Origin of the sequence: Enhygromyxa salina, from assembly GCF_002994615.1 — a bacterium.
Lineage (GTDB): Bacteria > Myxococcota_A > Polyangia > Nannocystales > Nannocystaceae > Plesiocystis > Plesiocystis salina_A.
In genome coordinates this window covers 1-23,295 of record NZ_PVNK01000135.1, presented here as the reverse complement: position 1 = coordinate 23,295, position 23,295 = coordinate 1, and the positions used below count along the sequence as shown (strand labels likewise).

21 protein-coding genes are annotated in these 23,295 nt (G+C 69.9%); 9 read left to right on the top strand and 12 right to left on the bottom strand.

The features are described from left to right. The 5 genes from ENSA5_RS13625 to ENSA5_RS13605 form a co-directional block, all read right to left on the bottom strand. Positions 1 to 346 (bottom strand): sulfurtransferase TusA family protein (locus ENSA5_RS13625; RefSeq protein ID WP_146155667.1); only part of this gene is annotated, 346 nt, incomplete at its 3' end. After that, a complete protein-coding gene (locus ENSA5_RS13620) occupies positions 343 to 2,109 on the bottom strand; it encodes a serine/threonine-protein kinase (protein ID WP_106392082.1) in 1,767 nt (588 codons plus the stop codon). The genes ENSA5_RS13625 and ENSA5_RS13620, both read right to left, overlap by 4 nt. Before the next feature lie 155 nt (positions 2,110 to 2,264). Beyond that, positions 2,265 to 3,134 (bottom strand): response regulator, encoded by an 870-nt coding sequence (locus ENSA5_RS13615; protein ID WP_106392081.1) that lies wholly within the window; start codon positions 3,132 to 3,134, stop codon positions 2,265 to 2,267. Positions 3,135 to 3,189: 55 nt separating this feature from the next. Further along, positions 3,190 to 4,419: a sensor histidine kinase gene (locus tag ENSA5_RS13610; protein WP_106392080.1), complete on the bottom strand. Its 1,230-nt coding sequence runs from the start codon at positions 4,417 to 4,419 to the stop codon at positions 3,190 to 3,192. Positions 4,420 to 4,424: 5 nt separating this feature from the next. After that, a complete protein-coding gene (locus ENSA5_RS13605) occupies positions 4,425 to 6,323 on the bottom strand; it encodes an AAA family ATPase (protein ID WP_106392079.1) in 1,899 nt (632 codons plus the stop codon). Positions 6,324 to 6,587: 264 nt separating this feature from the next. Here ENSA5_RS13605 and ENSA5_RS13600 point away from each other — a divergent pair, with 264 nt between their 5' ends. Continuing rightward, on the top strand, positions 6,588 to 7,199 hold the full coding sequence (locus ENSA5_RS13600) for a nitroreductase family protein (protein WP_106392083.1): 612 nt from the start codon (positions 6,588 to 6,590) through the stop codon (positions 7,197 to 7,199). A gap of 52 nt (positions 7,200 to 7,251) precedes the next feature. After that, positions 7,252 to 8,037, top strand: a complete 786-nt coding sequence (locus tag ENSA5_RS13595) for a hypothetical protein (protein ID WP_146155666.1) — start codon at positions 7,252 to 7,254, stop codon at positions 8,035 to 8,037. A gap of 67 nt (positions 8,038 to 8,104) precedes the next feature. Here the strand turns inward: ENSA5_RS13595 and ENSA5_RS13590 are convergent, their stop codons facing one another. The 4 genes from ENSA5_RS13590 to ENSA5_RS13575 form a co-directional block, all read right to left on the bottom strand. Continuing rightward, complete coding sequence (locus tag ENSA5_RS13590; RefSeq protein ID WP_106392077.1) at positions 8,105 to 8,842, bottom strand: hypothetical protein; 738 nt, start codon at positions 8,840 to 8,842, stop codon at positions 8,105 to 8,107. A 2-nt stretch (positions 8,843 to 8,844) separates the two neighbouring features. Further along, positions 8,845 to 9,543 (bottom strand): ATP phosphoribosyltransferase, encoded by a 699-nt coding sequence (hisG, locus tag ENSA5_RS13585; RefSeq protein ID WP_106392076.1) that lies wholly within the window; start codon positions 9,541 to 9,543, stop codon positions 8,845 to 8,847. After that, positions 9,527 to 10,825 (bottom strand): UDP-N-acetylglucosamine 1-carboxyvinyltransferase, encoded by a 1,299-nt coding sequence (murA, locus tag ENSA5_RS13580; RefSeq protein ID WP_106392075.1) that lies wholly within the window; start codon positions 10,823 to 10,825, stop codon positions 9,527 to 9,529. Before murA ends, hisG begins: the two co-directional genes overlap by 17 nt. A 111-nt stretch (positions 10,826 to 10,936) precedes the next feature. Beyond that, entirely contained in the window at positions 10,937 to 11,908 is a 972-nt protein-coding gene (locus ENSA5_RS13575) for a hypothetical protein (protein WP_106392074.1), read from the bottom strand. 155 nt (positions 11,909 to 12,063) lie between these two features. Between ENSA5_RS13575 and ENSA5_RS13570 the strand changes: the two genes are divergently transcribed. The 7 genes from ENSA5_RS13570 (at position 12,064) to ENSA5_RS13540 (ending at position 19,272) form a co-directional block, all read left to right on the top strand. Next, positions 12,064 to 12,627: a hypothetical protein gene (locus ENSA5_RS13570; RefSeq protein WP_106392073.1), complete on the top strand. Its 564-nt coding sequence runs from the start codon at positions 12,064 to 12,066 to the stop codon at positions 12,625 to 12,627. A 152-nt stretch (positions 12,628 to 12,779) separates the two neighbouring features. Continuing rightward, a complete protein-coding gene (locus tag ENSA5_RS13565; RefSeq protein WP_181197730.1) occupies positions 12,780 to 13,565 on the top strand; it encodes an OmpA family protein in 786 nt (261 codons plus the stop codon). A 435-nt stretch (positions 13,566 to 14,000) separates the two neighbouring features. Continuing rightward, complete coding sequence (locus tag ENSA5_RS13560; RefSeq protein WP_181197729.1) at positions 14,001 to 14,888, top strand: tetratricopeptide repeat protein; 888 nt, start codon at positions 14,001 to 14,003, stop codon at positions 14,886 to 14,888. A gap of 83 nt (positions 14,889 to 14,971) precedes the next feature. Continuing rightward, entirely contained in the window at positions 14,972 to 15,568 is a 597-nt protein-coding gene (locus tag ENSA5_RS37645; protein WP_181197728.1) for a sigma-70 family RNA polymerase sigma factor, read from the top strand. Then, positions 15,565 to 16,185 carry a cupin domain-containing protein gene (locus tag ENSA5_RS13550; protein WP_106392069.1) on the top strand — a complete coding sequence of 207 codons (621 nt, stop codon included), beginning with the start codon at positions 15,565 to 15,567 and terminating at the stop codon, positions 16,183 to 16,185. The genes ENSA5_RS37645 and ENSA5_RS13550 overlap by 4 nt, the downstream gene beginning before the upstream one ends. 517 nt (positions 16,186 to 16,702) lie before the next feature. Beyond that, a complete protein-coding gene (locus ENSA5_RS13545) occupies positions 16,703 to 18,211 on the top strand; it encodes a hypothetical protein (RefSeq protein WP_106392068.1) in 1,509 nt (502 codons plus the stop codon). Between the two features lie 92 nt (positions 18,212 to 18,303). Next, positions 18,304 to 19,272 carry an SGNH/GDSL hydrolase family protein gene (locus ENSA5_RS13540; RefSeq protein WP_106392067.1) on the top strand — a complete coding sequence of 323 codons (969 nt, stop codon included), beginning with the start codon at positions 18,304 to 18,306 and terminating at the stop codon, positions 19,270 to 19,272. Between the two features lie 201 nt (positions 19,273 to 19,473). Here ENSA5_RS13540 and ENSA5_RS13535 read toward each other — a convergent pair whose 3' ends face one another. The 3 genes from ENSA5_RS13535 to ENSA5_RS13525 all read right to left on the bottom strand — a co-directional run bounded on the left by ENSA5_RS13535 (position 19,474) and on the right by ENSA5_RS13525 (position 22,950). Continuing rightward, on the bottom strand, positions 19,474 to 19,743 hold the full coding sequence (locus tag ENSA5_RS13535; protein WP_106392066.1) for a hypothetical protein: 270 nt from the start codon (positions 19,741 to 19,743) through the stop codon (positions 19,474 to 19,476). A 223-nt stretch (positions 19,744 to 19,966) separates the two neighbouring features. After that, positions 19,967 to 21,517, bottom strand: coding sequence for a M16 family metallopeptidase (locus ENSA5_RS13530; RefSeq protein WP_106392065.1), 1,551 nt, complete (start codon positions 21,515 to 21,517; stop codon positions 19,967 to 19,969). After that, the gene (locus tag ENSA5_RS13525; protein ID WP_106392064.1) at positions 21,517 to 22,950 is read right to left on the bottom strand and encodes a M16 family metallopeptidase; all 1,434 of its coding nucleotides are present in this window, start codon (positions 22,948 to 22,950) and stop codon (positions 21,517 to 21,519) included. The genes ENSA5_RS13530 and ENSA5_RS13525 overlap by 1 nt, the downstream gene beginning before the upstream one ends. Between the last annotated feature and the right edge of the window lie 345 nt (positions 22,951 to 23,295).

Genomic DNA, 23,295 nt, shown 5'->3' with positions numbered 1-23,295 from the left:
TCGAGGCCGCGTGCGCGGGGGGCTGGGGGTCGACCTGCGCTGCCTCGGCTGCGGGGGGTCGCGGGAGCTTGGCGGCGATCCGCACGCGCGCGTGAATTTCGGAGGTCGTGTCGTCGAGCTCGACCAACTCGGCCTGGCCCGAGCTGAGCCAGCTGCGTAGGTCCATCGGAAAGGCCGGATCGTCGGCGAGCATGTGGACGACGGTCCCCGCCGGGTGGGCGGTCGCGGCCTTGGCCAGCGCGATCACGGGGCCCGGGCACTGGACGCCGCGCAGATCGAGGGTGACCTCGGGCGGGGCCGGGGCCGCGGCGGCGCTCGGGGGCTGGGCTGGCGCTTCGGAGCTCATCGCGCGGCCTCCGACTGGCGCAGCTCACCCATCAGCGAGAAGATCTCGCGGAACACGTGGTGGTACTCGGCCTCGAGCGCGTCGACGAAGCTCGCGGTGTTGACGATGTCGCCCTGCTCCGCGAACGCACGGGCGGCGCGGGCGAGCCGCGCGAGGTCCGTGGCCCCGACGCACTCGGCGGCCGAGATCATTTGTCCGCACGAGGACATCACGCTGCGGCAGTCGGCGGACTCGAGCGCGACGTGGAGCTCGGCGAGCCACTGCGGGACGCGACCGACGAGGCAGTCGAGGCTCGCGAGCAGCTCGCGGGGCGCGTCGATGCGCAGGCTGCCGACGACCTCCTCGGACAGCCGACCGGTGCTCGGGCTCGCGGTCGTCGGTGAGCGCCCGAGCGCCCCGGCGACCCGCTCGCCGAGCTGTCCGAGGCCGGCGGGGATGAGGATGAACGCACGCGCGCCGCGGGCCCGCCAGTCGGTCGCGGCGTGGTCGGCCCCGCCGATGACGATGATGTGCAAGCCTTCATGGCGCTCGCGCAACACGGAAATGGCCGCGCTCGCGTCGATCTTGGCGAGGCCGGCGTCGACGACGGCGACCGCGAAGGTGCCCGGCGGAGCTTGGATCAGCTCGAGGACATCGCAGCTCACGACCTCGACCGTGTTGGCGAGGTACCCGGCCACGAGCGCGCGCAGCACCGGGTTGGAGGTCACGATCGCAACCGGGGCGGTGTGGGCTTGGGTCGGCGCTCGCGCCCAGCTCGGCTGCGGCTGCGGCTGCGGCTGCGGCTGCGGCTGCGGACCGTGGCTGTCCGCCGTGAGCTCTTCGAACGCGCGCCGCCACGCCGGGAGAAACTCGTGGACCGTGGGGCGAAGGCGGGCGTCGGGGACCAACATGCGCGAGATGATCGCGGCGACGGCCGAGGGCGCGTCGGGCCTGAGCTCGAGTGGATCGGGCCCCTTGGTCGAGCCGACCCGCCGGGCGAGGCCGCCGTCGTGGTAGTCGTCGAGCTGGGGGTGGCCAGTCAGGGCCCACCACAAGATCGCCCCGAGGCTGTAGATATCGGAGCGCGGGGTCACCTTGCCGACGAGCTGCTCGGGCGCGAGGTAGCCCGGCGTGCCCATCGGCCCGAGCGTCTTCGTTGGCGCGTCGAGCATCTTGGCGACGCCGAAGTCGAGGACCTTGGCAAACAGGCCGGCCCTCGACTCGCGCACGATCACGTTGCTCGGGGACAGGTCGCGGTGGACGACCCCGGCCTCGTGCAGCGCGGCGAGGGCCTCGCCGAGCTGCTCGCCGAGGGCACGGAGCTCGTCGAGAGGCAGCGGCGCCCGCCGCGAGAGTCGCTGCGCGAGCTCCTCGCCCTCGACATACTCCATGGCCATCGCCGGGACGTCGTCGGCGAGCGCGTCGGCGATCGTGCCGCCGACCGCGTCGCCGACCGTGCCGCCGACCGCGTCGCTGACCGCGTCGCCGGCCGCGTCGCCGGCCGCGTCGCCGACCGTGCCGCCGATCGTGCCAACAGTGAAGATCGTGACGAGGTTGGGGTGCGTCGCTCGGGTCGCGGCGCGGGCCTCGATCTCGAAGCGACGGCGGACCTCCGCGGCCCGGCTGCCCTCGAGCAGCTTCAGGTGCGGGACCTTGACGACGGCCTTGCGGTCCGTGCCCAGCTGTTCGGCGAGGTAAGCCGTGGCGAAGCTCCCGGCGCCGAGCTGGCGAAGGAGTCGAAACGACCCGAGCACGACGTCGCCCACCTGTACGTCTGCGGCCATGTCTTTGCGCTGGCAGTGTGTCCCGGTTTTGGGTTTCGCCCAGGCTTGCGCGAAAGCCTGGTCACGGCGGCCACAGCTGACGCGGGCGTCGTCAGCGACGCTCGCGTCCGCCGGGGACGCCGAGGTCCTCGGGGTGGGGGTCCCGAGCGGCGGCCTCAGGTCCGCAAGATCGTGAGCAGCTCGGGGTGGGCAGCCATCGAGTCGGCGTCGTAGGTGATCGAGTCGCCGGGGATCTGCAGGCAGTAGCTGCCGTGGCCGTCGTTGCGGATCCAGCGATCCCAAAACCCGGGCACCTGGGCCTCGAGATCCTTGCGCAGGCGGTTGAGGGCCTGGCGGGTGCCGCTTTGGATCTCCGGGACATCGAGCAGCGACAGGTGCTGGCCGGGCGAGCGCTTGGCGTGGACGGCGAGGCGCGCGAACAGGCGGAAGCGCTGCTCGGACAAGAGCAGCTCCTTGCCGTTGACCTCGAGGTTGCAGCGGCGGCGGTCGTAGGTGCCGACGAGGTGGATCGCCGGGGGGCCCTGGTCGACCGAGAGCTCGCGGGATGCCGGGCGGCCGCGACCCTCGCCCGCCGCGAGCCCGGGGAGCTCGACGGCCTCGTAGCGCTCTTCGGACCGCCGGCTCAGCAGCTTCTTGATCGCGGTCTCGGGCGACTCCTTGCCGCTGTCGAAGGGCTTCTTGATGAAGTCGTCGGCGCCGTCGCGCAGCGCCCGGCGGCAGTACTCGTGGTCGTCGCCGTGGGCGGTCATGACGATCACGCCGGGCCGGCGGGCGTCGGGCAGCGACACGATCCGCTCGAGCAAGGTGAAGCCGATCTCGAGCCGGGGCAGTCGACCCTCGCGCAAGGGGATCTTCAGATCCAAGAGCACGTAGTCGAACATCGTGTCCTCGACCAGGCTCAGCGCGTCCTCTTGGGAGCTGGCCGATCGGACCTCATGGCCGAGCGACTCGATGGTCTCGGTGATGAGGTCGAGCAGGGTTGGGTCATCCTCGACGACGAGCGCCACGTTCTTTGTCCGCGACATCTGCCCCAGTATAGGGGCGCGCTCGGGCGCCGTTGATCCCGCTCAGATCAGGGATTCAGTCGTCGGTCGTCGGCAGCAGACAGGTCACCGTGGTCCCGGTCTCTGGCTCGCTGTCGATCCCGAACACGCCGCGGCACTCGCGCTCGATGATCTTCTTGGCCAGCGGCAGCCCGACGCCCGTGTGGCGGTCGTCTTTCTTGCTCGACACCATCGGCAGCAGGGCCTGGCGGATGTCCTCGGGGCCCATGCCGTAGCCGTCGTCGGCGACGCTGAGGGTGACCCAGCCGCGGCGTGGGCTGGTCGCCTCGAGCGTGACGTGGCCCTCGCCCTCGACCGCCTCGATCGCGTTCTTGGCCAGGCTCGACAGGGCCTGGATCAGGCGCACCCGGGGCACGTGGATGTTGGTCCCGGGCGCGATCGCGGCCTCGACCTCGAAGCCGACGCTGGCGGGGATGTCGAGGGCGTCGCGGACGATCTCGGCGACCTTGTCGAGCAGCTCGACGACGGCGACGTCCTCGCGCTCGAGCTTGGGCTCGTCGACGAGGCGCTTGGTGTCGTCGAGCATCAGCTGCAAGAAGCTCGTGCGCTCGCGCGCGATCCGGAGCGTCCGCTCGTAGACCTTCTTGCTCGTCGGGCTCTGCTCGAGGCTCGCGTCGAGCTTGGTCAGGGCGTCGAGCAAGCTCGCGACCACGGTCCGCATCTCGTGGGTGGTCTCGTTGGTCAGGAGCCGGAACTTGTGCTCGGCGATCCGCTCGGCGGCCGTCGCGACCCGCTCACCGTGGGCCTCGCGCAGCTTGTGGAGCTCGAGCGAGACCTCGTCGATCTCGTCGGACTTGGCCTGGTAGGCGAGGTCGAGCTCGCGCCGCTTGGCCGCCGACGCGCGCGCGGCTCGGGCCACGAAGCTGTTGGCGTCGGTGTCGAGGCGGGCGGCGATCGTGGCGTAGTCGGGGTGCTCGAGGTAAGCGAGGGCGCGGGCGACGGAGTGGCGGACCTCCCACTTGGGATCGGCGCTGCTGAGCGCGAGCTGCTCGGCGATCGCCCGCACGCGCTGGGCCGAGGGGTGGGTCTGGAGCTCGTCGAGCATCGACTCGACGGCGACCCGCCGCTCTTTCCACGGGCGCTCGTCGAGCGGGCGCGCGGCCTTGGCCGCGAGCGGGCTCGGGTCTTCGCCCCTGACCGGGCCCGGGGCCGGGGCCGCGTCCGTGGGCTTGACCTGCGCAGGCTTGCGACGCGCGCGAGCCCTCGACTTGGTCTTGGTCTTGCGCTTGGCTGGACGGGCGCTCATGAGCTTCAGTGCCCGTACCTGCGCTTGCGCTCCAAGAACGCCTCGGCGCCGCCCTCGAGGATCTTCTCGATCTCGAACTTGACCTCGTCGACGTTGCCGGACGCGCGCAGGCGCCCGCGCTGACCGTCGGACTCGGTCACGAACACCTGCTCGGCGTCACCGAGCACGGGGATGTTGGGGTTGTGGGTCACGAAGATCAGCTGGCGGCGAGCTTTGACCTCGCCGATGTTGCGCACGACGGTCTCGTAGATGAACGCGTTGTCGAGGTTGTCCTCGGGCTGATCGATGAGCAGCGGGCGGTCGCTGTCGAGCAGCAAGATCGGCAGGATCGTCGTGCACTTTTGCCCGGTGCTGAGGGTCGAGGCGTCCTTGTAGGTGCCGCCGTCGCACAGCTCGATCTTGGGTCGATCCTCGAGCTGCAGGGCCTCGAGGTCGAGGAGCAGCTTGCCGTCCTCGGCCGCGCGCAGCCGGTCGATCAGCCAGTCGGCCTGCTCGTCGCGGATCTCGAGGGTCGTCGCGAGCTCGGACACCGCCGAGCGCTCGGCGAGGCGGACGAGCTCGCGCGGGGGCATGTTCTGCTCGATCCGGGCGACGAGCCCGCTGTAGTGGCGACCCTGGCCCTTGAGGGCCTCGCGGAGGCGGTCGGCGTAGTCGGTCCGCTCGCCGAACTGCATGATGCTCACGCGGATGTCGGGCTGGAGCCGGGTCGAGATCTCGCGCGCGGTCCGCTGGCGGAGGGCGAAGACCTTGTCGTGGAGCTCCGAGAGCTTGTCGAGCAGCTCGCCGCGCTTTTTGGTCAGCTCGTTGAGCTCCTTGCGGCGGCGCTCGATCGAGCGCCGCTGCTCGAGCAGCTCGTTGAGCCGGGTCTGGAGCCGCGCGCCCTCGCGGGCCTGGGCCTGGGCGTCCTGGTGGGCCCGGAGCAGCTCGGTGTAGCGCTGCTCCTGGCCGGTGTGGGACTCGCCGAGCTCGCGGTCGAGCTCCTCGACGCTCGCGCGCGCGTCCTCGACGAATTTGCGCGCGCTCGACAGGGCCCCGACGACGTCGTTGCCCGCGGCCTCGAGGACCATGTGGAGGCGCTCGAACAGCTTGCTGTTCTCGCCCTCGTTGGTCTCGACGAGGCGGTCGAAGCCGCGCACGGTCCGGGTCAGGGTCTCGAGCTGATCGACGACCCCGGCCAGGGTCTCGTCGGCCCGCTTGATCATGCGCTTTTCCTGGTCGCGCGCGCCCTTGAGCGCGACCTCGCGGTTGATGTCTTCGGCTTGCTCGCCGCCGACGTCGAGGGCCTCGATGCGCTTTTTGATCTCGGGGATCTCGCCGAGCATCTCCTCGCGGTCGGCGATCGCCTGGTTGAGCTGGTGGATGTCGGCGCTGTTCTTCTCGAGCTGCGAGAGCAGGTCGCGGCGGGTCGGGTCGAGCTCGGCGATCTCGTCGGCGACGAACTGATCGATGACCTCGAGCTGGGCTCGGGGGCTGATCGCGATGTCCTCGATCTGGTGCTGGCTGTAGAAGTCGGCCGCGAACACCTGCCCGCGCGAGAGCGAGACCTCGACCGGCGAGCCGCGCTCGTCGGTGATCTCGGGATCGCCGGAGCTGCCCCGGGCGACCCGGTACTTCATGCCGTCGCGGGTCTCGATCGTGACCTCGACGGTGCCGCGGTCGAGGTTGGCCTTGATCAGCTTGGTCAGCTGATGCTGGCGCGAGGTGTCGGTGCTCTGGACCTGACCGAGGCAGTAGCGACACAGCTCGAGGATCGTGGTTTTGCCCGTGCCGCGCGCGCCGATGATGCAGTTGAGCCCGGCGGCGAAGTCGATCTCGAGGCCGTCCCAGAATCCGCCGAGGACCGTGGCGCGACGGATCTTGTGCGAGGCGCGGGGGCCCTCTTGCTCCGCTTCGGTGTCGACCATCGAGCCCAGAGTACCTAGTCCTCTGGAAGCGACGAAACATCAATGAGCCCAGGGGATTTGGCTGGCTGTGGTGGCCCGCCGGGGAGGGTCTGTGAAGGCCGGCTCGGGTGGAGGGCGACCGGAGCGCGCGCCCGGCCGCCGGGCAGGTCGGCGAGCAGACTCACAGCCGGGGCCCACCACCGCGCCCCGCTTCGGGTCATTGTCAGGCCTGTGAGCGAGCACCCGACGATCCCGCTGAGCTTCACCCGCCTGCCCGAGGCCCAGATGCGCGAGCGTGCCCGCGCCTACTACGAGCTGATGGATCGGCGCCGGAGCGTCCGCCAGTTCAGCGCCGACCCGATCGATCTCGACGTCGTCCGCGAGGCGATCCGCACGGCCAGCACCGCGCCGAGCGGCGCCCACAAGCAGCCGTGGCGCTTCGTGATGGTCACGGACCCGAAGATCAAGCACGAGATCCGGGTCGCGGCCGAGGCCGAGGAGCGCGAGACCTACGCGCACCGGCTCAGCGACGAGTGGCGCGCTGCCCTCGCGCCGCTCGGGACCGACGCGCACAAGCCCTACCTCGACTACGTGCCGGCGATCATCGTGATGTTTCGCGTCGACTACGAGCTCGGGCCCGACGGCTCACGGTCCAAGAACTACTACGTTCAGGAGAGCTGCGGGATCGCCCTGGGCATGTTGATCGCGGCCCTCCACAACGCCGGGTTGGCGACCTTGACCCACACCCCGAGCCCGATGAACTTCCTGGCCAAGATCCTCGCGCGGCCCAAGAACGAGCGCGCGTTCATGCTCTTGCCGGTCGGCTACCCGAGCGCGGACTGCCGGGTGCCCGACCTCGCGCGCAAGCCCCTGGCCGAGGTCCTGGTCGAGCGTTGAGCGTGATGGACCGCCGATCGTGGTATACGCTCGCCCGCAACGAGACAAGACCATGCGACCTTTCTTGCGCCACATCCTGATCTCCGCCACCGTCACCGTCGCCGCCGCCACCGCGGGACTCGCCGTGGGGTTGACCCCGAGCGAGGCGCTGGCCGGCCCTCAGTCCGATGAGATCTGGTTCGGAACCGGCGCCGACTCACTCGAGACCGACGACAAGGGCAAGCTCACCGCCGAGGGCGAGGCGTCCCGGACCAGTGAGGTGGACCGGATCCCCAGCGAGGAAGACTGGGAGCTCAAGCTCCACGCCCGCATGGGCAAGCACGCCGCCGCGGGCCCCGTCTACGTCGAGTTCTATCAGACCGTCCAGGGCAACGAGTACATCGTCTACCGCCACGAAGACGCCGACTACTCTGGCTCGCGCCTCTACACCTCCGTGATCACCCTCGAGGCCAACATCGGCTTCAACAAGGACCGCGAGTACCGCGTCCAGATCGTCCAAAACAACGGCAAGCGCGACCTGATCCTGGCCAAGGGCAAGGTCAAGCTGATCGACACCGGTCGCGAGGTCGAGGGCGCCGACGAAGAGGAAGAGGGCGCCGACGAAGAGGCCGAGGGCGAGGACGACGAGGGCGAAGACGAGTACGAGGACGAGGACGAGGACGAGGGAGCGGCCGAGGACGCAGACGGCGGCGAGCAAGGCCCGCCCGAGATCACCGAGACCCCGGACACGAAGAAGGGCTGCAGCGTCACTGCTGGCGGCGCGACCGACATCGGCGCGACCGGCCTCGGTATCCTGCTCCTCGCTGGCGCCCTCCGAACTCGGCGCAAGGCCTGCTGACGCCTGCCGCAGTGAAAGCCGGCCGCTCGCGGCCGGCTGTGACGCCCCCCCGCCCTGACGCTTGGGCTCAGGGGACGTGGACTTCGGTCAGGTATTCGCGGGTCACCACGAGGCTCTCGGAGTCGACCATGAACACCTTGGCCTTGCCGATCTGGCCGTCGAACTCGACGACGAGCCAGATCTCCACCGCCCACGCCGTCGACTTGGCCAGGCAAGGGGGGACCCAGCCGACGACGACCGCGGAGCCCAGGGCGTCGTTTTGCCGGGTCCGGTAGGCCTCCTGGTAGCTCTCGAGCTGCTTGACCGCCGACAGCGCGGCCCGGGCGACCGGCGGGCGGACCTCCTTGCGCCAGTCGCTGAAGAAGCGGAACTCCTCGAAGTCGGCGCTGCCCGGGCGGAGCACGGCGATGTAGGTCTCGCTCGCGTCGAGGTCGCCGTAGTCGGGCAGGTCGAACTCGGGGTAGACGTTGTCGCTCGTGATGGCCTGGTCGCGGGCGCGGATCTGGGTGTCGAGCAGGCGCGCCTCGTGGCGGCTGTAGGCGGTGTAGATGCGCAGCAGCATGTACTCGTTGGGGATCTGGTGATCCCAGTCGAGGACCGCGCGGACCGCCGCGTACTGGTTGGAGCCGTAGGGCACGAGCTCGGGCATCGACGCGTGGAGCTGGGCGTGGAAGTCCTCGCTGACCGCGATGTCCTGCTCTTGCAGGCGCACGTGGACGCGCAGATCGTTGAACGCTCGCTCGACGAGCTTGGCGGGGGGTTCGCCTGGCGGCGGCTTGCCTTTGTTCTTGTTGCGCCCGAACAAACTCACGTGCACGCTACTTTCTGGGGCTGGAGCCGGGGCCGGCTCGCGGCTTCGACCGCCCGCCGCAGGCCAGCGATGGTCTGCGAGACGGCCGGCTGTTTCAAGCGCAAGCTGGCGGCGTTGACGATCAACCGGCTGCTGACCTCGAAGATGGTCTCGACCTCGACGAGCGCGTTTTGGCGCAGGGTCTCGCCGCTCTCGACCAGATCGACGATCTGGTCGGCGAGGCCGGTGATCGGCCCGAGCTCGACCGAGCCGTAGAGCGGGATGATCTCCGGCTGGATGCCGCGGACTCGGTAGTGACGCAGGGCGCAGCGCGGGTACTTGGTCGCCACGCGCAGGTTCATCCCGCGTCGCAGCCCTCGCAGGTGCTCGGGTCGGTCGCAGGGCTCGGCGACCGCGAGCCGGCAGCGGCCGATGCCGAGGTCGACCGGCTCGTAGAGGTCGCGGCCCTGCTCGAGCAGGGTGTCGAGCCCGGCGATGCCGAAGTCGGCGATGCCGTGCTCGACGTAGGTCGGGACGTCGACCGGCTTGACCAAAAGGATCCGCTCGCCGCTCGGCAGCTCGAACAAGAGCTTGCGCCCGGCCTCGTCGAGCGCCGCGCGGATGTCGAGCCCGGCCGCGGCGAGCAGCGGCATCGCCGAGTCGAGGATCCGGCCCTTGGGCAGCGCGAAGGTCAGGGGTTCAGGCACCGCCGCCATGATACCTCGACATCCGCGCGCCGAGGGGACACAGCCGCTCTTCGATCGCCTCGTAGCCGCGATCGATGTGGTAGACGCGGCGGATCTCGGTCGTGCCCTTGCCGACGAGCCCGGCCAGGACCAGCGACGCGCTGGCCCGCAGATCCGTGGCCATGACCGTGGTCCCAGAGAAGTCCGTGGGCCCGCGGACGACCGCGGAGTTGCCGTCGACCACGATGTCGGCGCCGAGCCGGTTGAGCTCGGGCACGTGCATGAAGCGGTTCTCGAAGATCGTCTCGCGGATCACGCTGGCACCGTCGGCCATCGCCGCGAGGACCATGATCTGGGCCTGCATGTCGGTCGGGAAGCCCGGGTGGGGCTGGGTGATCACGTCGATCGGGCGCAGGCGCTCGGGCCCGACCACGCGCAGACCCCCAGGCTCGACCGTGCACTCGACCCCGGCCTCGAGCAGCTTGTCGATGACCGCGTGCATGTGATCGACCGGCGCGTGCTCGAGCAGGACGTCGCCGCGGGTGATCGCCGCGGCGACCGCGAAGGTCCCGGCCTCGATGCGGTCGGGCAAGATCGCGTGATCGATCCCGCTGAGCTCGTCGACGCCCTCGATCTCGATCGTCGCCGTCCCCGCGCCCGAGATCCGCGCGCCCATCTTGTTGAGGAACAGCGCCAGCTCCTCGACCTCGGGCTCGCGCGCGACGTTCTCGAGCGTGGTCTGGCCCCTGGCCAGGGCCGCGGCCATCATCACGTTTTGGGTCCCGCCGACGGTGACTCGGTCGAACTGAAAGCGCCCACCATGCAGGCGCGGGGCCGCGAGATCGACGTAGCCATGCTCGATCGTGACCTCGGCGCCCAGCGCCTGGAGGCCCTTGAGGTGCTGGTCGATCGGCCGGGCCCCGATCGCGCAGCCGCCGGGCAGCGAGACCCTCGCCCGACCGTAGCGAGCCAGGAGCGGGCCCATGACCGTGACCGAGGCCCGCATGGTCTTGACCAGCTCGTAGGACGCTTCGAGCGCGCCCTCGGCCACGGCGCTCGGATCGATCTCGACCGTGCGGCCGTCGCTGCCCTGCTCGACCTCGACCTCGCAGCCGAGCCCGCGCAGCAGCCGGTTCATGGTCGAGACGTCGGTCAGCTTGGGCACGTGGCGCAGCCGAGTTGCCGTCGAGGCCAGCAGCGCCGCGCACTGGATCGGCAGCGCCGCGTTCTTGGCCCCGCGGATCGGGAGTCGTCCCACGAGCCCCGTGCCAGGCGCGCCAGGGGGGGTTCCGATGATCTCGAGCTTGTCCATGGTCGCTCTACGCGTGCGTGAGTGGCTTTTATCCGCCGAAGGGAGCCCGACGCGAGCTGCGTGATAGGCGCGTCTTCGCGGGGCTCCGACGGGGCTCCGTGGGCGGCGCCGTCACGGCGGCGAGAGCCTCGCACGAATTCGCGCGACGGCCGGGGCATCGTCTTCACTGGCGAGGGTGCGAGCTCCACAGTCGTCGAGGCGCTCGAGCTCGAGCTCGCGCCGCACCCCCGACCAGCGGTGGTCGACCGTCGCGCGGACATGGAGCGGCCGGCCCTCGTCGAGGACCAGCTCACGCGACGTGAGGATCCCGATCTCGGGTCGCTCGGGATCGTGCCCGTCGTCCCAGTCGGACCGGATCAGCGCGAGCCCCTCGCCTGCGCCCGCGAGCTGCTCGCGCCAGGCGCGGGCGCGGCACGGCCGGTCGTGGGGGAAGCGCCCCTGATCGTCGACGCAGGTGGTCTCGTGGCAGCGGCCCTCGACCGCGGCCCCCTGCCAGGCCTCGCCGACCCGCGCGCTGCGACCCGGGAGCGCAGGCCAGCCCAGCGCGAGCGCGTCTTCGAGGGGATCCCAGCTTCGGCGGCGGCAGGCGAAGTCCGGGGCCGCGGGTCCGATCGCGCTCGCCGACCACCACAGCTGCCGCCGACGCTCGTGCTCGTCCGGGGACGAAAGCGAGATCAGCAGGCCCTCGACGGCGGCGAGCCCCCGCGCCCGCCCGCCCGCTCGTGGCGCGAGCGCGAGCAGCCAGGTCGAGTGCTCCTCGTCGCGGCCCACGAAGGTCGCGACGCTGGCGTCGCGGAAGTGCTCGTCGACGCGCACGCGGTAGACCTCGACGCAGTCGCGGGGCGCCTCGAAGCGGAGCTCGGCGCGGGCGTCGTCGAAGCGCAGCGCGAGCCCGCGCGAGGCCGCGAGCGCGCGGGCGCTGTCCCGGGCCGCGACGAGCTTCGGGGCCGCGGCCTCGCGCGCCGCGGCCCGGCGGGGCGCGAGCGACCAATTCCACGCGCCTGCGGCCGCGAGCCCGAGCGCGGCGAGACCGAGCAGGATCGTCGGCCATCGGCGCGGGTCATCCGTAGCGCAGCGCTTCACTCGGTCATGGACTCTATCAAAGCGCGGGTCTCGGGCGCGCAGCCTCGAGCCAGGAGACGACGAAGTCAGCCCACAAATTTTTCGCCGATCACCGAGCGCGTCGGGGGCGTCGCTCGAAATTTGGGTTGAAGGTCAAAACGTTGGATCCGAGATCCATGGCCCACCGACACAAAGCCTCCCGTCTCGCCCTCGTGCTCGCCGGCCTCGTCGCCTCGACTGCGCTCGCAGACGTGAGCGTCGCGGCGGCCGGCGACAGCCTCTCGGTCCCGCTGTTCAGCGATCGCAGCGAGGCGCTGTGGCCGGTCGAGGTCGGCCTCGAGATCGCGAGCGAGTCCGGCGAGGTCGTCGTGCCGCGGCGCGAGCTCGTCGTCGCCGACGGCCAGCACATGATCTTCTCGGAGGTCATCGCGACCCCGAAGGGCAGCCACGCCTTCGAGCTCGAGCTCGTCGCCCGCCACCACGCTGGTGACGCGATCGAGCTCGAATACGATCTCTTCGTTCGTGAAGCGCGCTTCGAGGAGCTGACCTGGACGGACTACTTGCTCCACCGCCTGTCGCTCGCGCCCCGCCCGGAGCTCGGACCGGATGCGCTCGCTGCGGCCCGCGCCGACATCGTCGAGACCCACGGACAGGCCAACGAACCCGCGCATAGCCAGAGCGTGAGTGTAGATGGGGCTCTGTATGAGATCCGTCTGTACGCCACGAGTCTGCGCGGTTGACACCGTATCGACCGGCGGATAATCCTTCTGCGAACTCGGCCGCCGCATCATGGCAGCCGTGCCCCCCGGAGCTCCCGATGCCGAAGCGTTCCCTCTCCGCTCGACTCTCTCGCCTCTCCTTCCTCGGGCTATTCGCGCTCGGTCTGACTGCCATGTCGACGACCGGCTGCAAGAAGCCCGAGTACCCCGCGTGTAAGAAGAACAAGCACTGCAACCAAGAGATGGACGAGAAGTGCGTCGACGGGACCTGCCAAAACTGCGTTGAGAACAGCGAGTGCGCAGGCAGGGGTCCCAACGGCGAAGACTACCTCTGCTACGAGTTCCGCTGCGTCGACCCGTCCGAGGCGATCGCCGACGGCTCGGGCCAGGGCTCGCCCTGCACCAGCAGCCTCGACTGCACCGGTGGCCTCGTCTGCCAGGCCGGCGCCTGTAACTTCTGCACCCAAGACATGGACTGCCCGACCGGGACCTGCGATCTCGGCACCGGCCTGTGCTCCGACGGCATGCCCGGCGCGCCCGGCTCTTGCACCGTCGACGACGACTGCGCGATCGATGAGATCTGCGACGGCGGGATGTGCATCTTCTCCGGCGACTACAGCGGCGACGGCGAAGTCCTGTGCGAGCTGCAGGCCGTGTTCTTCGGCTTCGACAGCCCCAAGCTGACGCCCGAGACCGAGGCCAACCTCCAGGCCGCCGCCCAGTGCATCGCGGATCAGGGCCGCCTCGTCTACCTCGAGGCCCACGCCGACCCGCGCGGCACCGAGGAGTACAACATCCTGCTCACGGATCGCCGCGGCCAGGGCGTCAAGAAGTTCCTCGTCGATCTCGGCGTCCCGCCCGAGAACATGCAGGTGATCTCCAAGGGCAGCCTCGAGGCCCGCGGCAGCGACGAGCAGTCCTACGCCGACGACCGCCGCGTCGAGTTCATCTGGCAGTAGGGGGTTCTTTTAGGCCCCCCACAGGCGTCAGCAACTCTGCCACGCACGGCCGCTTCGCGGCCGGTCGCGGGCTCGCTTCGCTCCCCCGCTCGGTGGGCTGGTATGAGCTTCGCAACCGGATGCGTGGCCCCCCAGAGGGGGGCTGGTTTCATTTCTGGGGTGGCGCCATCTTGTTTCTGGGGTGGCGCCATCTTGTTTCTGGGGTGGCGCCATCTGGTTTCTGGGGTGGCGCCATCTTGTTTCTGGGGTGGCGCCATCTTGTTTCTGGGGTGGGCGCCATCTTGTTTCTGGGGTGGCCATCTTGTTTCTGGCGGGGGGGCGCCATCTCGGTTCGGGGGTGGCGCCGTCCTTGTTTCGGGCGACAAAATTTGCGGTCGGGGGGGGCGGGCTGGTGTTGGGAGAGTTCCTGAGTCAGGTTGTGCGATCATGAGGGACATGCCGCGACTTCTGAGCATGCGTCGAAACTCGAGCATCCTTGTCTCTTTGCTGCTGACTGTGCCGCTGTCGGCTTGCATCACCATGAAGTCCGAGCACGACGAGCTCGCGAGTGAGGTGATGACGCTGCGCAAGAAGGTCGCGGAGCGTGACACCGAGCTCGTGGAGACGCTGACGCAGGCCCAGGAGCAGATGGCGCTGGTCGAGGAGCAGCTCGCGGCGGCCGAGAAGATCTTGCGCTCGAACCAGGCCTCGATCGGGGTCCGGGTCGACAACCTCGAGTTCGATCTGAGTGACGTCCGTGGGACGGCCGAAGACAGCCTCAACGAGCTCGCGGCCCTGAGCCAGAACGTCGCGGACTCCCGGACCGAGCTCGACGAGCGCCTGACCAAGGTCGAGAGCAAGCTCAACGCCGAGACCGACATCCCCGAGGGCAAGACCGACCTGCTCAGTGCGGCCGAGCGCGCGCTCGAGTCCAAAGATTATGGTCGGGCGCGGCGGCTGTTTCGAACCTACCTCTCGCGCTACCCCAGCGACGCCAAAGAGGCCGAGGTTCGGTTCAAGATCGGCCAGACCCTGTTCTCGGAGCGGGACTACCGTAGCGCCCTCGGTGAATTCTACTGGCTGGTTCAAAACGCGCCCGACAGCGCGGTCATCCACGACGCCGTCTATTACTCCGGCCTCGCCTTCGCCAAGCTCGGGCAGTGCGACAAGTCGCTGGCCTACTTCAACGCGATCGTGAAGGACGGGTCGGAGGCGCCTGCGCGCTACAAGACCCAGGCCGCCAAGCAGATCAAGACCCTCGACGCCGACACCGGGAAGATCTGCGCGGATCGGCGCACCGAAGAAGACGAAGAAGAAGAAGCCGCGCCCGCAGGCGAGAGCTGAGGCCCAGCCTTCGATTGACCCCTGCGATTGACCAGGGGTGCGCGTCTCACGTACGCTCGGGTCCCCGCGGCCTCGACCGGACCTTGAACGAGCGCATTCAGCCCCTCGACCACGAGCTCCTCGCGGAGGCCGCGAGCGGGGGCGTGGACGCGTACGCGGCGCTCTACGACCGCTACGCGCCGCTGATGCTCGGGGTCGCGCGGCAGATGTTGAGGGATCCGGCCGCGGCCGAAGACCTGGTCCACGACGTGTTCATCGAGGCCTGGCGGCACGCCGACAGCTACGCGAGCCAGCGCGGCACGGTCCGGACCTGGCTCTTGGTCCGGCTGCGCAGCCGCGCGATGGATCGGCTCCGGGCCGAGCAGCTTCGTCGGCGCAAACGCGAGCCGGGCATGGGCATGGGCCAGGCGCAGGCCGATGATCCCCAGCGGGTGCCCGATCAACGCCTGGTCATCGCGGCGCTCGAGCGCCTCGACCCGCGTCAGCGCGAGAGCATCGAGCTGGCCTACTTCGAGGGCCTCAGCGCGCGCGAGATCGCCGAGCGGACCCACGCGCCGATCGGCACGGTCAAGTCGCGGATCGCCGCGGGCTTGCTGCACCTGCGGCGGATGCTCGGCGTCGCGGGGGGCGTCGCCAAGGACGCGACCGAGGCGGGGGTGCAGCCCGGAGGCGCAGCGTGAGCTCGAGGCTCGAGACCTTGCTCGCCCTCGACGCGCTCGGGCTCCTCGACGCCGCCGAGCTCGACGAGCTCGCGCAGCTCGACCCGGACGCGCACGCCGAACTGCGCGCGGAGCTCGAGGCGAGCGCGAGCATGGTGGCGCTGACCGCCGCGCCGGTCGTGCCTCCGGCGAGCCTGCGCGAGCGCCTGCTCGCAGATCTTCATCGGGAGCCCTTCGCGCCCCTCGTCGCGCGGGTCGCCGAGCTGTTTGACGTCGGTCGCGCTCGCGCGGGCGAACTGCTCGGGCGCTTGGCGAGCACCGAAGGCTGGACGCCGCTGTTTCCAGGGGCCGCGTTCCTCGATCTCGAAGGTGGTCCGGCGCTCGGCTCGGCGAGCGCCGGCCTGGTCCGGATCGCCGCGGGGCTGGAGTTTCCCAACCACCGGCACATCGGCGCCGAGCAGGTCCTGGTCCTTCAGGGCGCCTTCGTCGACAGCGCGGGCGCTCGGGTCGGGCCCGGGCAGCTAGCGACCATGCCCGACGGCAGCAGCCACGGGTTCACGGTCGAGCCCGAGCGCGAGCTGTTTTACGCCGTCGTCGTCAGCGAGATCGAGTTCGACGACGGGACCCGAGCTCCCTAGCAGCCCGGGGTGCAATCCCTCGCGCCGCCTCGCTTGGCCTTTTCGCCGAGGGCTTTGTCGCCAAAACTTGCAGTACGCCCGGTACAGCGGCGTTTTGGCTTCGCGCCCTCGGCGAACATTCCGGCGCGAGGCGACACGATGCATTGCACCCCGGGCTGCTAGCACCCCGGGCTGCTAGCAGCCCGGGGTGCAACCGTCTCGCTTGGCCTCTGTGTCGAGGGCTGTGTCGCCGACCCTTGCAGTGGTTCACATCACAGGGGCGATCCGTTTGGAGTCGCGTCGTCAGCTGCGTCCCTCCCAGGCGGGCCGAGAGACTCGACCCAGATCGAGCTCGAACACGCGGATCGCCGTCCACAGGTGTTCTGTTGCGGTCTGCGCCTTCGCTTGGGTTCCAGTGCCCGGGGGCGGCTTGCCCGGGGCGTCGGGCGTGGGGCAGCATGCGAGTCCGAGGTCTCGCGATGCCGATCCGTCCCCCCCACTCGCTCGTCGCCACTGGCCCCGCACGCGGAGGTGAGCGATGAGCGAGTCCGACGACTCGAAGCCCGAGAGCGCCGAAGACACGGAGCCGAAGCCCAAGGCCGAAGCCAGCCCCCCGAGCGAGTCCGAAGGCGCCGAAGACGCGTCCTCGGCTGACCCGGCCAAAGTCAGCCCGCCACCGGTCGCGGGCGCGTCGGGCTCTGGCAAGGGCTTGTTCGACTCCAACTGGGACTCGCTCCTCGGTGGCAGCTCGGGCTCCGGCGGTCCGACCTTTGCGCCGCCTGGGATCGGCGGCGCGAAGCCGTCGGCACCAAGTCGCCCGAGCTCCTCGCCGCCTGCCAAGGTCCGCACCTCCGACAGCGGCGCCTCGGCCTCGGGCGAGTTTGGTGAGGCCGAGGGTGTGAGCGCGAAGCACAAGGCGAGCGCGGAGCAAGCCGAGCGCGCGGACAGCGAAGCGAGCGCGGACAGCGAGGCGAGCGCGGAGCAAGCAACGCGCGTGGACAGCGAAGCGAGCGCGGACAGCGAGGCGAGCGCGGAGAAATCACAGCGCGCCGACAGCGAGGCGAGCGCCGAGCAAGCACAGCGCGCCGACGAAGACGCGAGCGCGGAGCCAGACGGCTCGGAAGAGGAGCGCGCAGGCAAAGAAGTGGGCGCAGACGCCGACGAGCCCGAAGACGAGGCGCGAGGCGCGGATGAGCCGGCCCCCAAAGATCGCGCGCCCGCCGTCGCGGCGCGCGCTGACGACCCGGAGCCCGGCTCGAGCAACCTGCTGCTGATCCTCGGCGTCGCCGCCGCGATCGTCCTGGCGGTCGTGTTCGTCAACAATTCACGCAACGCCGACCGGGCCGAGGGCGAGAGCTCGGCGGAGAGCCGGCCGGACAGGCCGCCCGTCGACAAGCCGACCAAGTCGGACGGGCCCAAGCCACGACCGCCCGAGGTCAAGACCCACGCGGGGGATCCCATGGCCGCGGCCATACGCGAGCGCGAGCGCGAGCGCGATTCTGCCGCGACCGAGACGGGCGACGAGTCCGGCGGCGAGGAGCTCGTCGAGCCGGCGATCCCAGCGCCGACGCCAGAGAAGCCCGAAGTCGACGATCCGCGCCATCCAAGCCTGATCCCGCCGGGGACCCCCGAAGACAACGCCAAGGCCTTCTCGAAGCTGCCGGTCTCGATCCACGACGGCCCGCCGCTCGGCGGCATCGGACGCAACGGGATCCACATCGACGAGATCGCGATGGCCAAGGGTCGAGACAACAACGGCTGCGAGGATCCGATGCGCAGCTTCTCGATCGCCGACACCGAGTTCGTCAACGTCTGCGTTCGCGTGGTCCACCCTCGCGCGAAGGACACCCTGCGCGTGATCTGGGAGAAGGACGGGACCGTGACCCGGCGCGGCAAGGTGCGAATTCCAGAGAACTTGCACGCCTACAAGACGCGGGCCTACCTTCGGATCAGGCCCGAGTACGTCGGAGCTTGGCATGTCCGCATCGTCCCCGAGGGCGAGGAGGACACCGACCTCGCGGTCGCCGAGTTCCAGATCAGCCAGTGAAGGCCTGGGTTTCGATGTCTGCCTCGTCTCTTGGTCCCCCCCTTCGCCGCCGATCTCTGCGCCGCCTGGCCGGCGCCTTCGGCCTCGGTCTGTTGAGCGCGGTCGTTGTCCCCGCCGACCAGGCCACCGCCCTCGCGCCGCCCGAGGAGCCTCCCGCCGACGCCGAGCCCAAGCCCGAGCCGGAGCCCGAGCCCCCGCCGACCTGGCGCTTTCGCAACGCCGACAAGCCCGTCAAGGTCGTGGTCCTCGCCGGCTCGGTCGGCGCGTGGCAGCGCGACCCCTACGCCCAGCACTTCGAGAACTGGTGCGCCTCGATCGAGGTCAAGAACCTGTCCAAGACCGGCTACGGCGCCTACCAGCTGCGCCGCCGTTTCATGGATCAGCTCGTCGCCAACGGCTACGTCAACCTGCGCGACCCAGACTTCGAGTACTGGCTGGTGTTTCAGGGCGGCCTCAACAGCGTCGCGATGCCCGAGAAGACCAACAAGGAGATCCGGCAGCTGTTCTTGTCGGCTCACCAGCGCGGGATCGAGGTCGTGGCCCTGTCCTTGACCCCGTGGGGCGACGAGAGCGACTCGCGGCGCTGGAAGGGGCTCGCTGGCCTCGCCTACAAGGCCGACACCCAGAAGATCGTCGACTTCGAGCTCGGCCGCCTGAGCCCGCGCGAGGCCCTCGGTCGCTACGTCGAGGTCCGCGACGACCCCGACGCGCCCTGGGACCCGGCCGAGCTCGCCGACGTCGGCGTGGATCTCTACGACTCACCCCTGCGCGATCCCAACGCGCCGCTGCGCGACATCGCCAAGCTGCGCGAGCAGCTCGAGCGGTCGAAGCACTGGCAAAAACGCTACGCCGAGCTCGACGAGACCACCCGCGAGCTCGCCCTCGACGAGCAGGCCCAGCGCGCCGCCGAGCTGCCCCGCTGGTACTTGCGCGAGGAGCTGCGGAGCTTCGATCACATCCACCCCAACGAGCACGGCCACCGTCTCCTGGCCGAGGTCGCCTGCCCCGAGCTGCCCGCGAGCTGGAGCTGCACCTGCCCCGAGCGGTCCGAGCAGCCTTAGCAGCCAACGCTCCGGCGTGGGGTCACCCCCCCCGCAACGAGCAGAGCGCAAACAAGCTGGAGCGACGCCCCGAACTCGGAGCTCCTCCAGCCCTGCGCGGACCCTCAACAGCTACGACACAGCCTCTTCAACGACTCCGAGCTGCCCGCTGCGATCGTCAGAGCGGACCTCGGGCACGCGGTGCTCGGTTGGCGCCCGGGGCTACTCGCCCTTGTCTTCGTCTTTGCCGCGCCCCCGCCGAAACTGGCGCCGGAGCATCCACCAGGCGCTCTTGCGCGAGGCCTTCGCCGTCTCCTTGGCGACCCGCTCGGCGCCCTTGCGCAGCCCCGCCTTGACCCGCCCGCGCACGGTCGCCTGCTCCGCCTCGAGCTCGCGGCGCCGCTGCTCCAGGATCTCGTGGATCATCGTGCCCACGGCGAGCCCGAGCAGCATGGCGATGGCGGCGAGGACCAGGATCAACTCGAGCGGCACAACCAGATGGTAGCAGGGCTATCGATGACCCCCCTGGCCGTCGTGCACTTTGCCACGCACGGCCGCAAGCGGCCGGTCGGTCGGTCGGTCGCTTCGCTCCCTTCGCTCCCTAGAAGGGGGCTCGGGGCGCGTGCTCGACGCTTCGTTTCCTGCGTCCATGGGACGCGTAGCGCGCGGTACTCGGGCTGTACATGACCCCCACGGGCGGCGTGCACTTTGCGAGTCAGCCGGCGTCGTCGAAGCTCGGCCGGGGGACGGGGTTGCCGTCGGTGTCGAGGAACTGGATCCCCCCGGCGCCGAAGACCTCGTCCTCGGCGATCTTGTCGAGCGACTCGAGCACGACCTCGCCGTCGCCGACGACCAGGACCACGTGGTCGGTGGCTTGGAGGTGGGTCTCGGCGGCCGCGCGGATCGCCGCCGTGTCGAGCGCGCGGAGGCGCTCTTGGTGGCCCTGGTGCCAGTCGAGCGGGAGGCCGTAGAAGGCCAGCGAGCGGAACGAGAACAGGGTCCGGGTCGCGTTTGCGAACTTGGTTGGCATCGCCAGCAGCGCGCCCGCTTGCTCGCGGTCGAGCTCCTCGGCGCTCGGGTCGCTGGTCCGCATCCGCTCGATCTCCTTGGCGATCTCGATCAGCGCCGGCCCGGTCGCGTCGGACCGGACCGAGCTCCCAGCGGTGAAGTAGGACCCGCCGCGCGAGTACGAGAACCCGCCGCGCGCGCCGTAGGCCCAGCCCTTGTCCTCGCGCAGGTTCATGTTGATCCGACTCGAGAACGAGCCGCCGAGGATCATCGCCATCAGCTGCGTGGCCTCGTAGTCGGCGGCGTCGCGGGTCGGGCCGGGGTGGCCGAGGAGGATCTGCGACTGCGCGGACCCGGGCACGTGGACAAAGAAGATCGTGCCCTTGGCTGGGGCGGCGGCCTTGAACTTGACCGGCTTGGGCGCCTTGCCCTTCCAGGTGCTGAACCGAGCGTCGAGCTCGGCGCGCAGCTCGTCTTGGGTGATCTTGCCGACGACCCACAGCCGGGCGCCGTCGGGCTCGAGCTCGCGGACCCAGGCCTTGCAGTCGGCGAGCTTGATCTTGTCGATGCTCGCGTCGGTCTCGATCTTGCCGTACTTGTGCTTGCTGCCCCAGACCAGCGAGCTGAACAGCCGCCGGGCGATCGAGCTCGGCGAGCCCTTGCTCTGCTCGATCCAGGCCTTCTCTTGCTCGAGCAAGCGCGCGAAGTCGTCCTCGCGCAGGCCCGGCTCGAGGATCATCTCGGCGGTGAGATCGAGCGCAGCTCCGAGCTCGCGCTGGAGCGCGCTGACGCTGATCGTGGTCGACTCGGTGCCCGGGCGAACCCGGACGCTGACGGCGTGATCGCTCTGGGCCGCGGCGAAGGTCGGCTTGTCCTTGGTTTGGGTCGCCTCGTCCATGAGATCGCCGCAGACCGACGCGACCCCGGTCTTGCCCTTGGGATCGTTGACCTCGCCGAGGTCCCACTCGAACATCATCCGGACCGTCGGCAGGGTCTGCTGCTGGACCAGGAACACCTCCAAGCCGTTGTCGAGCTCGAAGGTCTCGATCGTCGGGATCTTGACGTCCTTGATCGGCCCGGGCGTGGGTCGCTCGGCGCGGAAGGGCTCGTCGGGCCACTCGACCGCGTCGGCGGCGACGACCTCGTCGCCGGGGTCTTGGGTGTCCGGGGCGACGCTGTCCTCCGTTCGCTTGCAGGCGACGGCGCCGACGAGCAGCGCGAGGGCGAGGCTGGCGAGGGGCGTATCGAGACGGCGCATCACTTGGGGCCTTTCTTGGCGTCTGACTTGGCGTCTGACTTGGCGTCGGGCGGCGCCGGGATCGAGATGATCTCGGCGCGAGGCTTGGTCAGCCACTTGGCGGCGGCGGCCTTGACCGCGGCCGGGGTGATCCCGCGCAGGCGCTCGAGGTAGTGATCCGTGTAGTTCGGGTCGCCGGTGTAGTGGTTGAACCACTGCAGCTGGTTGGCGCGCCCGCCGAGCTCCTCGAGGCCCCACACGAAGCTCGACTCGACGCTGATCACGTGGCGCGCGAGCTCGTCCTTGGTCGGGCCTTCGGCGACGAGCTTGTCGACCTCTTCTTGGATCGCCTTGGCGGCCTGGGCTCGCTTGGTCTCGCCGTCGCCGGGGGACAAGGTCACGATGATGCTGAACGAGCCCGAGAACCCGCTGCCGGCCTGGTAGACCCGCACGCTCTGGGCGATCTTCTCGTCGTCGACGAGGCGCTTGCTGAGCCGGCCCCAGCCGCTCGAGCCGAGCGCGGCCGCGACGACGTCGAGCTCGAGGTCGTCCTCGGCGAGCATCGCCGGGCTGTGCCACACGAAGTGCATGCGCTCGAGCCGGGCGAAGGGGTCGTCGATCTCGGTCCGGACCGTCTTGGCCAGCTCGGGCGCGGGCACGACCACGTGCTCGGGCTTGGCGAGCTTGGGGAAGCTGCCGAACCATTTGTCGACCAGGGCCTTGGCCTCGTCGATCTCGAGGTCGCCAGCGAGGACCAGGGTCGCGTTGCTCGGGACGTACCACTTCTCGAAGAAGCTGATGACGTCGTCGAGGCTCGCGGCCTCGAGGTTCTCGTGGCGACCGATCGTCAGGTAGCGATAGGGGTGGCCCTCGGGGTACAGGGCCGCGGCCACGGCGAAGCGCTCGCGCCCGTAGGGCACGTTGTCGTAGCGCTGGCGTCGCTCGTTGCGGACCACGTCGATCTGGTTGGCGAGGCTCTCCTCGTTGAGCAGATCGAGCATGTAGCCCATGCGGTCGCTCTCGAGCCACAGCGCGGTCTCGAGCTCGTGGCTGGGCACGGTCTCGAAGTAGTTGGTCCGATCGCTGTTGGTCGTGCCGTTGACGCCGGTCCCGCCGATCTCGCGGAGGATGTCGAAGTGGACGTCCTCGCCGATGTGCTTGGCGCCCTGGAACATCATGTGCTCGAACAGGTGCGCGAAGCCGGACTTGCCGGGGACCTCGTCGCCGCTGCCGACGTGGTACCAGATGTTGACCGCGACCAGCGGCGCGCTCGTGTCGCGGTGGAGGATGACCTCCATGCCGTTGTCGAGCGTGTAGCGCTCGTACTCGATAGCGAGCTCGGTGTCAGGCTTCTCGGCCCCTTGCTCGACCTCGCCCGCCGTGACGGCGTGCGGTGCGATGAGCAAGAGCGGGAGCCCGAGACCGAGGATCCGAAAGAGGCGTCCTCGTGTCATGAATTCTCCATGCGACGTGCAGCAGTGGGTTCGCCCGAATGCTCGCCGATGCCAGCCCCGACGGCAAGCGCGTGCCCAGACCACTGCGTGTCAGACCCCCTCCTGCCGTTGTCGCTCGGCGCTCGCAGCATGCCCGAGACCGCTTCGGCCTCTCTCCTGGTCAGGAACGGCCCCAGACGCAGCTGACGACGCGACCCCAAACTGATCGCCGCTCTAATCTAGCAGCCCGGGGTGCAATGCCTCGCGCCGCCTCGCTTGGCCTTTTCGCCGAGGGCTTTGTCGCCAAAACTTGCAGTACGCCCGGTACAGCGGCGTTTTGGCTTCGCGCCCTCGGCAAAAATTCCG